The 12,022-nt window shown below is 67.6% G+C and carries 11 protein-coding genes; 8 read left to right on the top strand and 3 right to left on the bottom strand.

Annotated elements, in window-relative coordinates; genetic code table 11:
• Nucleotides 1-44: 44 nt before the first annotated feature.
• Entirely contained in the window at nucleotides 45-1,574 is a 1,530-nt protein-coding gene (locus ACT53O_RS10345; protein ID WP_347417494.1) for an SNIPE associated domain-containing protein, read from the bottom strand.
• Nucleotides 1,575-1,982: 408 nt separating this feature from the next.
• Here ACT53O_RS10345 and ACT53O_RS10340 point away from each other — a divergent pair, with 408 nt between their 5' ends.
• The gene (locus tag ACT53O_RS10340) at nucleotides 1,983-2,936 is read left to right on the top strand and encodes a Dyp-type peroxidase (RefSeq protein ID WP_347417493.1); all 954 of its coding nucleotides are present in this window, start codon (nucleotides 1,983-1,985) and stop codon (nucleotides 2,934-2,936) included.
• On the opposite strand, the gene ACT53O_RS10335 is transcribed toward ACT53O_RS10340, so the two are convergent.
• Nucleotides 2,933-3,496, bottom strand: coding sequence for an AAA family ATPase (locus ACT53O_RS10335; protein ID WP_347417492.1), 564 nt, complete (start codon nucleotides 3,494-3,496; stop codon nucleotides 2,933-2,935). The genes ACT53O_RS10340 and ACT53O_RS10335 overlap by 4 nt on opposite strands.
• A gap of 43 nt (nucleotides 3,497-3,539) precedes the next feature.
• On the bottom strand, nucleotides 3,540-4,313 hold the full coding sequence (locus tag ACT53O_RS10330; RefSeq protein WP_347417491.1) for a hypothetical protein: 774 nt from the start codon (nucleotides 4,311-4,313) through the stop codon (nucleotides 3,540-3,542).
• A gap of 133 nt (nucleotides 4,314-4,446) precedes the next feature.
• Here ACT53O_RS10330 and ACT53O_RS10325 point away from each other — a divergent pair, with 133 nt between their 5' ends.
• The 7 genes from ACT53O_RS10325 to rhmD all read left to right on the top strand — a co-directional run bounded on the left by ACT53O_RS10325 (nucleotide 4,447) and on the right by rhmD (nucleotide 11,992).
• Nucleotides 4,447-5,214: an IclR family transcriptional regulator gene (locus ACT53O_RS10325; RefSeq protein ID WP_347417490.1), complete on the top strand. Its 768-nt coding sequence runs from the start codon at nucleotides 4,447-4,449 to the stop codon at nucleotides 5,212-5,214.
• A 93-nt stretch (nucleotides 5,215-5,307) separates the two neighbouring features.
• Nucleotides 5,308-6,288, top strand: coding sequence for a sugar ABC transporter substrate-binding protein (locus ACT53O_RS10320; RefSeq protein WP_135950105.1), 981 nt, complete (start codon nucleotides 5,308-5,310; stop codon nucleotides 6,286-6,288).
• Nucleotides 6,285-7,808, top strand: a complete 1,524-nt coding sequence (locus ACT53O_RS10315) for a sugar ABC transporter ATP-binding protein (RefSeq protein WP_347417489.1) — start codon at nucleotides 6,285-6,287, stop codon at nucleotides 7,806-7,808. The genes ACT53O_RS10320 and ACT53O_RS10315 overlap by 4 nt, the downstream gene beginning before the upstream one ends.
• A 30-nt stretch (nucleotides 7,809-7,838) precedes the next feature.
• Nucleotides 7,839-8,846, top strand: a complete 1,008-nt coding sequence (locus tag ACT53O_RS10310) for an ABC transporter permease (RefSeq protein ID WP_476152248.1) — start codon at nucleotides 7,839-7,841, stop codon at nucleotides 8,844-8,846.
• Entirely contained in the window at nucleotides 8,843-9,784 is a 942-nt protein-coding gene (locus tag ACT53O_RS10305) for an amidohydrolase family protein (protein WP_476152246.1), read from the top strand. Before ACT53O_RS10310 ends, ACT53O_RS10305 begins: the two co-directional genes overlap by 4 nt.
• Nucleotides 9,781-10,821 carry a zinc-dependent alcohol dehydrogenase gene (locus tag ACT53O_RS10300; RefSeq protein WP_347417486.1) on the top strand — a complete coding sequence of 347 codons (1,041 nt, stop codon included), beginning with the start codon at nucleotides 9,781-9,783 and terminating at the stop codon, nucleotides 10,819-10,821. The genes ACT53O_RS10305 and ACT53O_RS10300 overlap by 4 nt, the downstream gene beginning before the upstream one ends.
• Complete coding sequence (gene rhmD / locus ACT53O_RS10295) at nucleotides 10,814-11,992, top strand: L-rhamnonate dehydratase (RefSeq protein ID WP_347417485.1); 1,179 nt, start codon at nucleotides 10,814-10,816, stop codon at nucleotides 11,990-11,992. The genes ACT53O_RS10300 and rhmD overlap by 8 nt, the downstream gene beginning before the upstream one ends.
• Nucleotides 11,993-12,022 lie beyond the last annotated feature (30 nt).

Here is a 12,022-nt window from a genome sequence, read left to right as displayed (position 1 = left end):
CAGCACGCATTCGAGCGGTGCCCACAAAAGGATCGGGCGGCGGTCTAGGCGTGGGGAGCGATGGAGCTCCGGTACTCAGCCGCGGCGGGTTCCAACGCGAACTCCAGTACCTCGACGTTGTGCTCTCTGAGCGCGCTGAGGACCTGTTCCGGGGTTGCTCTGAAGTACTCGCGCCTCAGGTTTACCTTGTTGAGCCTCTGATCAGCGAACTCCTTATGGAGCATCGCTTCGACCGCGACGGCGTCGTCTGCGAAGAAGAGCGCGTGCACGTCGAATCGGAACGGAACCGATGCATCCCCGAGTTCGTTCACTCGGTCCATTGGATCGAGTCGTCGCGTGAGTCCGATCTTCACTACGTCGGGTCCGAAGGCGCCAATGTTGCTGATCACATAGACGTATCCAGCGCGGATGTTGGCTGCGCGGTAGTCGACATTTTCAATTGCGTGCTCAACATCGCCGAGCTTCGCCCGGAGTCGCTCGGCGCCCTCTAGGTCGCCGTTTGCCTCAAGAGCGGCAAGGGCGTTCAGGTAGTGCGTGCGTTCCTTCTGAAGACGTTCTTTCTCACGCGCGAGTTCTTGCTCTGCCTTCTTCTGCTCTCGCAGCTCGTCGCGTCGAGCGCGTTCCATTTCCTTCTCCTCTTGCAGGGACTGAAGGTGTCGGCTCGCGAGTTCCAGTTCCTTCAACCGCAGCCGGTGGTAACCCGACGTGATGCGGAGATCGATCATTGTCCCCAGCCGCTCCACTTGGGTGGACACGGTTGTGAGGCGCTTCTGCGCGGCGTCAAGGTTTCCTGCGCGCACAGTCTTGATGCAGTTCTCCGCTTCCGCGTTGTACGCGCGGAGCAGCAGCTTGGACATGTCGTTGACGAACTTCCGGCCCTTGGCTGCGCTGTTGTTGAAGGTGAAGTTCGATGTCGCGACGGTCGCGTCCCCGGCCCGCACAAGTCTCTTGATCTCGGACCGCACCGATTCGAGTTCGGTCGCGAGCGCGACTGAGGACTCAGCGGGGTTCTCGAAGTCGAACAGGCCGTACTCTTGCAGGTTCGCGATATCGCGAAGATTGACGATGTCGTCTCGGACCTGTGACCTTTCTGCCTCGCATGCACGTGCTTCAGCCTGGACCCGTGCAAGCTCCTGCTGGGCGGCGGCGATCTGGTCGTGAATACCCCGTTTGATCGCGTCGAGATGGCTGACGTCGTTGAGGCCATACTGCGAGATGAGCGCTTCTAGGCGTTCGTTCTCTGTCATCATGGACTCGGCTTGTTTCTTCGCCCCGAAGAACGAGACCTTGCGAGGCTTTGTATCAGCTTTCACCGAGGCGCGCTGCAGGGGTGGCGTCGTCGCCGGGACGGTGCCCTGATTAGCCGTGGACTCGCGACCGCTTCGGCGAGATGCGGGGGCTTCGTTGACAGCCGGTTCGGTCGCAGCTGGCGTTGCCGTCGGCATGGGGTCGGTGCTCTGAGAACCGGCACTGAAAACGTGCTCCGTCCACTCGGCACCGTTCCAATAGCGTCGCTCGTAACGGCCTGTGGGATCCGGGAACCAGTCCGCCGCGATCTCAGTAGTGTTGCTCATTTGCTCCCCATCATTGGATGCAATCGTCGTCGATTGGCGCCGTGACCCCAATGCCGGCGTCAACACTGAACCTATCAACGCGAACCGGCGTGGCTTGCTGTCAGCCCATGGCTATCGCGAAGGCGGACGGCTTCCGGAGGTCGCCGCAGTGCAGGCGCAGGTCGCGTTTTTGGAGAGATGCTTGCATGAAGATCGGTCAATGAACGGCACATGCGATAGCGAATTGACGCCAGACCCGTCGGGTGAGTCAGGACGGCAAATACCCGCCATAGATATGTCCGCGCCGCGACCGCTTTGCCCTGCTCGCTCTGCGCCTCCGCCTGCGACTGGCCGTACGGTCGCCGCGACGACGTGGGTGGCCCAGACCGCACCACCCAGCGCAGGTCGTCCGGGGCTAGGTTCGGTCTCGTGAGTGATAACCGCCGCGTGCCCATTTCGCCCCAGAGCGTCGATGCTCCGCTGACGACGTCGGCGGTCTTCCTGGTCATGACGGTGGGCGACGACGCCGACGCGGTCGCCACCGCGCGCTCCGTCCTGGCCGACCTCTCGGGAATGCTCAAGACCGTCGGCATCCGAGACCTCGATGCCGCGCTCGCCTGCACGGTCGGCATCGGCGCGCGTGTCTGGTCGGGGCTCACCGGACGCCCGATGCCGGCAGAACTCCACCCCTTCCGGCCCATCGAGGGTGCGGTGCATCGCGCTCCGAGCACCCCGGGTGACCTGCTCTTCCACATTCGCGCGAACCGCCGCGACCTGTGCTTCGAGCTCGAGAGACTGCTGCTCGACGCTCTGGGCTCGAGCGCTGTCGTCGTCGACGAGACCGAGGGCTTCCGCTACTTCGACATCCGCGACCTGCTCGGTTTCATTGACGGCACGGCCAACCCGGTGGGCGCCGACCTGCCCGAGTCCACCCTCGTCGGCGACGAGGACCCCGCCGGACGCGGCGGAAGCTACGTCGTCGTGCAGAAGTACGTGCACCCGCTCGACCGGTGGAACGCGCTCTCCGCAGAGCAGCAGGAAGCAGTCATCGGGCGACGCAAGTTCGACGGCGTCGAACTGGACGACGCGGAGTCGGGCCAGAAGGCGCACAAGACCCTCGCGACCATCGTCGACGACGACGGCGTTGAGCACGACATCCTCCGCGACAACATGCCGTTCGGCAGCCCGGCGACCCAGTTCGGCACCTACTTCATCGGGTACTCGCGACGACTCTGGGTGATCGAGAAGATGCTGGAGCGGATGTTCATCGGTGACCCTCCGGGACTCCACGACCGACTGCTCGACTTCTCCACGCCGCTCACCGGCTCCACGTTCTTCGTACCGTCGGCTGACGTCCTCGACGGCCTGGGCGACTCCGCTTAGGCCCGCTCGGAACTCCGCGGCTCAGCGATCAGTGTCTCGATCGTGGCGAGGCGCTCTGCGGGCGATCCCGTGACCTCCGTCACCGTCAGCCTCGCCGGGATGACGTCAGAGTCGTCGAGAAGGTCGAGCAGCACGTCGTTCATGGTCTCGCGCAGCGCGGCATCCTCGTCGTCGCCGACGTGGATCGGATGGGCAGCCGTCAGCGGGAGCACAACGAGGTGATCGACCGTCGCCAGTGCTCGTCGCGTGCGGTCAGCCGCGCTCGAGATCGTCGAGCGGTCGAGCGCCGTGGGCCCAAGCTCATCCAGTGCCAGCAGATACGCCAACAAGTCGAGCGGACCGCGCTCGGCGATGATCTTCTCGCCTGACCCTGCTTCGATCAGCCGGTCGGCCGCGAGTCGCAACTGGATGGCGAACATCGCCGCCGCCGGTCGATCGTCCGACTCGTCGATGAGCTCGAACGGGTCGGCGAAGACGGCGTACTCCGGATGCCGCCGCGCAAAGTCGGCGATGAGCGTGCTCTTGCCGCTGGCATGAGTTCCCGATACGACGATGCGCACGTGCTGACACTACGCGACGAGCTGAGACCGCCAGGCCGGCACCTCAGCCGCCGAACTCCGCCTTGATGAAGTACGGCGTCTGGTTCGCATTGCACGCGGCACCGATCTGCGCCACATCATCCGCGATGCCCGCCTGGGCGGTGCCGGGCTCGGTGGCCGTCGACACCGTGTGCGACATCGACGTGAGCGGCCCCTTCAAGCTCGACGTGGAGGCGGCTGCGAGGGCAGCGAGCTGGGATGATGCCGCGGTGACCCGCGCCGTCCAGGTCGCGGCATCGAACGCCTTGTACTGGGAGTACCCCTGATCGGCGTTGATGAGGGCGCTGTAGATGTCGACGAAGGCGGCGCAGTCCGCGGTTACCGCGGCATCCCGAACGAACTCCGCGGTGGAGAACAGCGGCGTCGCCGTCCACGCGACGCCGTCGTCCACCGTCACCGCGATGGAGGGTTGGGTCTTCGCATCCACCGGCCAGGCGAGCGTCGCCGGCGCGCCGCACGTTCCGCTGATCGGGGACGTGTTCTCCGCCATCGCATCGCCGAACTCGACGACGTAGTGCCCGATGCCCTCGCAGGTGAAGTCGATCGACACCGAGCGGGCGCCCGCGGGAACGGGGAAGTCCAGCCCCGGCCATCCCGTCGCACCGGTTCCCGTCACGGTGGCGCCCGCCGTCGATGTGGCTGTGGCCTCGTCGCTGGTGGAAGAGCTCGGTGACGGTGCTGCCCCGGTCGCCGTCGCACAGCCCGACAGTGCGAACGCTGCGGCGATGAGAACGCCGAGGACCGTGGTCGTGTGCGTCGTCGTTCGTGAGAGCGTCATCTCTGATGTCTATCAGCGGTGGCCGTCGAACGCGCGGTGGATTCCGCGGCGCTGCTTTCGCCAAGCTCGGTCCGTCGAAGAAGAAATTCTGAACACTGGCACCTCGTTCACGAATATGAACTAGAGTCGCGGTATGAGTGACGCCGTGGTCAAATCAGCCGATCGGGCGCTCGTCGTCCTCGAGTTCGTCGCCGAGCGCAGTGCCGCGACCTTCAGTGAGATCGCCGACGGCCTCGCCCTTCCGCGCTCCAGCGCCCACGGGCTGCTCAACACCCTCGCATCGAGCGGGTGGCTCGTCTTCGACCCGGCGACCAAGCTCTACTCGCTCGGGCTCCGCGCATGGCAGGTGGGTCAGCGTTACGAGGGTCACCGCGACATCGTCGCGGCCGCGCAGCCGCGCATGGATGCCCTCGCCGCTCAGCTGGGGGAGACCGTCCAGCTCGCGCGACTCGACGGCCTCGAGAACGTCTACATCGCCATCAGCGATTCGCCGAATCCCATGCGGCTGGCCTCGTCGGTCGGCATGCGCCTGCCTTCCTATGCCACGGGAATCGGGAAGGCCCTGCTGTCCATGCTCGATCCGGCCGACGCGGGCCATCGCCTGCGCGCCATCGAACGGCGCGCGTATACGGCGCACACGGTGACCGGCGCCGACGAGCTGCTCGCGGTACTGGGTGCGGCGCGAGCGCAGCGCTTCGCCGTCGACGATGAGGAATTCACCGAAGGATGCCGCTGCGTCGCCGTGCCGCTGACGCGGATGGACGCCGCCGGCCTCTACACCGCGATGTCGGTCACCATGCCCACCTTCCGCACCACCGAGGAGTGGCCCCACGACGTTCTCGGGCCTCTTCGCGACACCGCCGCGGCCGTCCAGGACAGCCTCGGGATCGCTGCGCCCTGAGGATCAACTCTTGCTTGACAAGCGGGTTATTCACGCCCACTATGTTCATATACGTACATCAGGGTTCACGTATATGAACACAAAGGAGTGATCGTGAGCTGGAAGAAGAGGCTGGTCGCGCTGGGGGCGACCGCTGTGATTGCGAGCCTGGCGTTGTCCGGGTGCAGCAAGGCAGGAGACTCCGCGGGCGCCGCAACGGCGAGCGCGGGACAGAAGATCACCATCGGCGTGGTGATCACGGGTATCTCGATGTACCCCTACTACCAGGCGCAGGCCGCCGGCATCGAAGCCGCCGCGAAGGCCGAAGGCAGCGACGTCGACGTCGTCGTGCTCGACAGCCAGGCGAGTGACCAGACCGAGCAGTCGAACGTTGAGCAGATGATCAACCGCAAGGTCAACGCGCTGATCTTCACGCCCGGATCCGCCGAGGCCGGCGCGGCCCTCGCCACCCAGGCCAAGAACGCCGGCATCCCCGTCGTCGCCGTCGACCGCAAGGCAGGCGACGACACGGCCGCCTACGTCGGCTACGACAACGTCAAGCTCGGCGAGGCCATGGCCACGTACGCCGTGAAGCAGCTGGGTGGCAAGGGCAACATCGGCGGAGAGATCGGTGTCGCCGGTGTCGTCAACGTCATCAACCGGGCCAAGGGCTGGCAGAACGTGATCTCCCAGAACCCCGGCATCACGTATGTCGGCGAGGTCGAGACCGGGTTCGACCCCGCACAGGCCTACACCGTGACGCAGAACCTGCTCACCGGTCACCCCGAGACGCAGTACCTGCTCGTCATGGACGACAACACCGCACTCGGCACCATCCGCGCCGTCAAGGAATCCGGCAAGGACGTGAAGGTCGTCGGCCTCGGCGCGCAGACTGCGGGCCTGAAGGCCGTGCAGGACGGTGATATGGCCGCAACGGTGCTCATGAAGCCCTACGAGCTCGGCTACGTCGGCCTGCAGACCGCCGTGAAGATCGCGCGCGGCGAGAAGTACGACCCGGCACCCACCTTCGACAACCCCGTCATCACGAAGGACAACGTCGCCGACTTCATCGGCAAGGAGGGCGTGGGCTGGTGAACACCCCCACGGCAGCCGCCGCCTCCGGCACTCCGGTGCTGGAGGCGCGCGGCCTCACCAAGAGCTTCGGCACTGCTCGCGTGGTCGACGGCATCCACCTGAGCCTGCTGCCCGGACGCGTGCACGCGCTCGTCGGCGAGAACGGCGCCGGCAAGTCGACGATCATCAAGATGCTGTGCGGGGTGGAGCAGCCTGACGAGGGCGAGCTGCTGCTCGACGGCGAGGCCATCACTCTGCACGCACCGGCGGATGCCGCGTCGGCGCGCATCGCGACCGTCTACCAGGAGCTCGACGTCATCGACGAGCTGACCGTCGCCCAGAACGTCATGCTGGGGCGCGAAGTGCGCCGGGGTCCGTTCCTCGACGACCGCGCCTCGGCGCGCCTCGCCGCCGCCGCGCTGGCCCGAGCCGGCTCGACCGTCGACACGCAGGCCTACCCGCGCGACCTGTCGCTCGCGCAGCAGCAGCGCATCGTCATCGCCCGCTGCCTGCTCGCCGAAGCGCGCGTGCTGATCCTCGATGAGCCCACGGCTGCCCTCGGCCCCCACGAGGTCGACGACCTCGCCGTGCTCGTGCGGGAGCTCACCGCCTCCGGCGTGAGCGTGCTGTTCGTCTCCCACCGTCTCGAGGAGGTCATGGAGATGGCCGACGAGGTCACCGTGCTCCGCGACGGTCGCGTCGTGTCGCACCGGCCGGTGGCCGAGACCGACCCCGCCCGGATCATCCAGGAGATGACCGGCCGTGAACTCGACCTCACGGCCGTGCGCTCGCCGGCCGCCGCGGCCGCATCGGCCGAACGGCCCGTCGTGCTCGAACTGCGGGGCCTGCCGATGCGCGAAAGCACGCTCGATCTCGCGGTGCACGCGGGGGAGATCGTCGGCATCGCCGGGCTCGCCGGCTCCGGACGCACGCGTCTCATCTCGCACATCATCGGCGACCCCTGGCACGGGGGACAGGTGATCATCGACGGAACCGACGTCGGACGACTCGATCCCGCCCGAGCGCTCGCCGCCGGCATCGCGTTCCTGCCCGAAGACCGCAAGCGTGACGGCCTCGTGCTCGAGCAGTCCGCGCCCTTCAATGTGTCGCTGTCGGGGCTCATCCGCGCCGGCCGGCGCTGGACGAGCCGCCGCGACGACACCCGCCGTTTCGACGACGCGATGCAGCGGATGTCGCTGCGCGGCAACCCGCGCGGACCCGTCGGGCGCCTCTCCGGCGGCAACCAGCAGAAGGTTCTCCTCGCACGCCTGCTGGCGACCGATCCGCGAGTGATCATCCTCGACGAGCCCACGCGTGGCGTCGACATCGGCGCCAAGAAGGAGATCTGGGAGCTGCTGGAGGCGCTGGCCGACAGCGGACTGGCCATCGTCATGGTCTCGTCGGAGCTTCCCGAGATCCTCCGCCTCAGCGACCGCATCCTCGTCGTCGCCGAGGGCCAGGTGACGGGCGAGTTCCCGGCATCCACACCTCAGCACGTGCTGTTGCGCGCCGCCCTGCCGGCGCGCGAGCGCGTGGCCTGATCCGTCTTCCACAGAAAGGTCCACGTCGTCGTGACCACCACTCTGCCCGCCACCGCCGCGGAAGCGCGCCCGACCCGGTCGCGCCGCCGTCTCACGCTCTCGACGCTGCGGGGGAGCACCCTCCTGCTCGTGCTCGCCGCCCTCGTCGTCGTCTTCTCGCTGCAGTCGCCGCTGTTCTTCACCTACGGCAACTTCGTCTCGATCCTGCAGGCCTGCGTCGTCGTCGGCCTGCTCGCGCTCGGGCTGACCGTCGTCGTGCTCACCGGAGGCATCGACCTCTCGTTCGCCTCGGTGATGGCACTGACGAGCGTGACCGCGGGAGCCATCAACGTCTCGCTCGGCATGCCCGCGGTCGTTGCCGTCATCGTCGCCCTCGTCGTCGGGGCCGCCTTCGGCGCGCTCAACGGGCTGCTCGTCGCCATCACGCGGCTGCAGCCGTTCGTTGTGACCCTCGGAACGTACTCGATCGCGCTGTCGCTGTCGCTGGCCGTCTCCGGCGGCGGCCCCATCCAGGGCCTGAGCGAGGACTTCACCGACCTCACCGCGTTCCGTGTCGCCGGCATCCCGACCGCCGTGTTCGTCTTGGCGCTCATCGTCGCGGTGCTGTGGGTCGCGACCCGCAAGACCCGGTGGGGACGCTTCGTGTACGCGACGGGCGGCAACGAGAGCGCTGCGCGCCTGGCCGGCGTGCGCATCAAGCGCATCAAGTTCAGCGCCTACGTGCTGTGCGGACTCACCGCCGCCGTTGCTGGCGTGCTCAACACCAGCACCCTTCAGGTCGCCCAGCCCCAGCCCGGGTTCAACCTCCTGCTGACCGGCGTCGCCGCCGTCGTGGTCGGGGGCGCCTCGCTGACCGGCGGCGTCGGCAGCATCGGCGGCACCGTCGTCGGCGTCGTCCTGCTCGCCGTGCTGTCCAACGGACTGAACGTGCTGACCGTGGCGCCCTTCTGGCAGAACCTCGTGCTCGGCGTCGTCATCATCGGCGCCGTGCTGCTGAACGAGACCGTGCGCGCCCGCTCGGCGGAGTCGGGCTCGTGATCGACGTCGTCGACGCGCACCACCACCTCTGGGCGCTCGGCACACCCGGCCAGCGCTACGCGTGGCTCGAAGACGCGCCGGTCGAGCGCTTCCACGGGCCCGACGCGCCGCTGCGCGCCGACTACGAGCTCGACGACTTCCGCGCCGATGCGGACGGGCTCCGCGAGATCGGCATGCGTCTGGTCGGCTCGGTGCACGTCGATGCGGGCGCGTCCGACGGCGTCGCCGAGGCGCGCTGGATCTCGCAGCTGCGCGAGTCGGAGGGGATGCCGCAGGCCATCGTCGCCGGCGCCGATCTCCTCGCCGCTGACGCCGAGGAGCGTCTCCGCGCGCTCACCGACATCCCGGGTGTCGTCGGCGTGCGCCACATCCTCAACTGGCACCCCGATCCGCGCTTCACCTACACCGCACGCGCCGACATCATCAGCGACCCCGTGTGGCTCGCGAACTTCGCCGCGCTCGTGCAGGCGGGCCTGTCGTTCGACGCGCAGGTCTACCCGGATCAGTACGCCGACCTCGCGCGGCTCGCCCGACAGCATCCCGAGGCGCAGATCATCCTCAACCACACCGGCATGCCGATCGGACGCAGCGACGACGAGATCGCGCGCTGGCGGGTGCAGCTGCGCGCTCTGGCCGCCGAACCGAACGTGTCGATCAAGATCTCCGGCCTCGGCATGGTCGATCACCGGTGGGATGCCGCCTCGCTCCGTCCCTTCGTCCGTGAGGCGATCGAGGCCTTCGGCGCCGAGCGCGCCATGTTCGCCAGCAATTTCCCGGTCGACAAGCTCTACTCCTCCTACGCACAGCTCTACACGGCGTTCGACGAGCTGACCCGCGATGCCTCGGCATCCGAGCGGGGCGCCCTCTTCGGGCTGACGGCCCGACGCATCTACCGCATGGGTCCCCTCGGCCCGTCCAGACAGGAGACGACACGATGAAGGCGCTGACTCTGCAGGAGTTCGGCCGCATGGCGGTCGTCGAGCATCCCGACCCGCGCGCCGAAGACGGCACCGTCGTCATCGCGGTCATCGCGACCGGCATCTGCGGCTCGGACATCCACGGTTACACGGGGGAGAACGGCCGGCGCTTCCCGGGTCAGATCATGGGTCATGAGACGGTCGGGCGCATCATCGAGGTCGGTGGAGGTGTCGACGGCCTCGCGGTGGGCGACCTCGTCACCGTGAACCCGGTCGTCATCCCCGCCACCGACGCGGACGAGTACCGCGGACGCGAGCAGCACCACCCCGATCGATACGTCATCGGCGTGCGGGCGGATCTTCCCGCCGCCTTCGCCGAGCGGCTGTGCGTTCCGGCGCGCAATGTCGTCCGCCTCGCCGACGACCTGCCGCCCGACTACGGCGCACTGATCGAGCCGCTCGCCGTCGCCGTGCACGCCGTGCGCCGGGTCGGCATCGCACCCGGACAGAAGGTGCTCGTGCTCGGCGGCGGACCGATCGGGCAGTCCGTCGTGCTCGCGCTCATCATGGCCGGGGTCACCGACATCGTCGTGAGCGAACTGGATGCCGGGCGGCGCGATCTCATCTCTCGCCTCGGCGCGACCGCCGTCGACCCGACGAGCTCCCCGCTGGTCGCATCGGTCGAAGGCGTGTTCGGCTCGCTCGCCGACGTCACGATCGATGCGGTGGGCATCAGCCGCACGCTCGAGCAGGCGCTCACCGCGACACGGTTCGGCGGTTCGATCTCCCTCGTCGGGATGGGAGCGCCGACGGTGGAGCTCTCGGCGTTCCGGGTGAGCACCGAGGAGCGCACGATCGTCGGCAGCTTCACCTACTCGTCGGAAGACTTCGACGACGCGGCGCACTGGATGTCGACCGCGCCCGCCGCGGCATCCGCCCTCATCAGCGAGGTGGTGTCGCTCGACGACGCCCCCGCGGCATTCGCGCGCCTCGCGCACTCCACGACCACGCCGGGCAAGGTGCTCGTGCGCTTCAACGAAGGGAACGGCGATGTCTGAGCTGCGGATCACGCAGGTGCGCGCCTACACGCTGCGCGGCGGCGGGGCCGATTATCACGACCAGCCCGAAGGGCACTGGATCGACGACCACATCGCCACGCCGATGTCGGTCTATCCGGAGTTCCGGCAGTCGCGGCAGAGCTTCGGCATCAACGTCCTCGGAACTCTCGTCGTCGAGATCGAAGCCGAAGACGGCACGGTGGGCTTCTCGGTCACGACGGCCGGCGAGCTGGGCGCGTTCATCGTCGAGCGTCACCTCGCGCGGTTCGTCGAAGGTGCACGCGTCACCGACATCGAGCGCATCTGGGACCAGATGTACAAGTCGACGCTGTTCTACGGACGGCGCGGTGTCGTGCTGAACGCCATCAGCGGCGTCGATCTGGCGCTGTACGACCTGCTCGGCAAGATCCGTCAGGAGCCGGTGTTCGCGCTTCTGGGCGGCGCCGTCCGCGACGAGCTGGTCTTCTACGCCACCGGTGCGCGACCCGATCGGGCGAAAGAGCTCGGCTTCATCGGCGGCAAAATGCCCCTGCACCATGGGCCGGCCGAAGGTGAAGAGGGCATGCGCAAAAACCTCGAGATGATCCGCGACATGCGTGAGCGCGTCGGCCACGACTTCTGGCTGATGCTGGACTGCTGGATGTCGCTCGACCTCGACTACGCCACCCGGCTGGCGCACGGGGCCGCCGAGTACGGACTGAAGTGGATCGAAGAGGCGCTGCCGCCGGACGACTACTGGGGTTATGCGCAGCTGCGCGCCCAGGTTCCGCCCACGATGCTGGTGACCACCGGTGAGCACGAAGCGACGCGCTGGGGCTTCCGTCACCTGCTGGAGATGAAAGCGGCCGACATCATCCAGCCCGACGTGGGGTGGTGCGGCGGGATCACCGAGCTGGCCAAGATCTCCGCCCTCGCCGATGCGCACGGCGTCATGGTCGTGCCGCACGGCTCGTCGGTGTACTCGTACCACTTCGTCGTCACCCGGACCAACAGCCCCTTCGCCGAGTTCCTGATGATGCACCCCACCGCGGAGGAAGTGGTTCCCATGTTCTCGCCGATCCTCGACGGTGAGCCGGTGCCCGTCAACGGACGACTGAAGGTGCCCGAGACGCCGGGGTTCGGCGTGTCGCTGAACCCCGACATCCCGACATTCCGCCCCTACACCCACTGATCCGGCATCCAGAGAGCCGGCATCCACTGA

This window comes from Microbacterium sp. DMC48, from assembly GCF_056313825.1.
Note: the sequence above shows the minus strand (reverse complement) of the source record. Positions and strands in the feature narration are given on the sequence as shown.

What these genes read in the sequence shown, in the direction of transcription:
- ACT53O_RS10345 (WP_347417494.1), bottom strand. Translation starts at nt 1,574, where the DNA reads ATGAGCAACACTACTGAGATCGCGGCGGACTGGTTCCCGGATCCCACA.
- ACT53O_RS10330 (WP_347417491.1), bottom strand. Translation starts at nt 4,313, where the DNA reads ATGACGCTCTCACGAACGACGACGCACACGACCACGGTCCTCGGCGTT.
- ACT53O_RS10325 (WP_347417490.1), top strand. Translation starts at nt 4,447, where the DNA reads ATGAGTGACGCCGTGGTCAAATCAGCCGATCGGGCGCTCGTCGTCCTC.
- ACT53O_RS10300 (WP_347417486.1), top strand. Translation starts at nt 9,781, where the DNA reads ATGAAGGCGCTGACTCTGCAGGAGTTCGGCCGCATGGCGGTCGTCGAG.
- rhmD (WP_347417485.1), top strand. Translation starts at nt 10,814, where the DNA reads ATGTCTGAGCTGCGGATCACGCAGGTGCGCGCCTACACGCTGCGCGGC.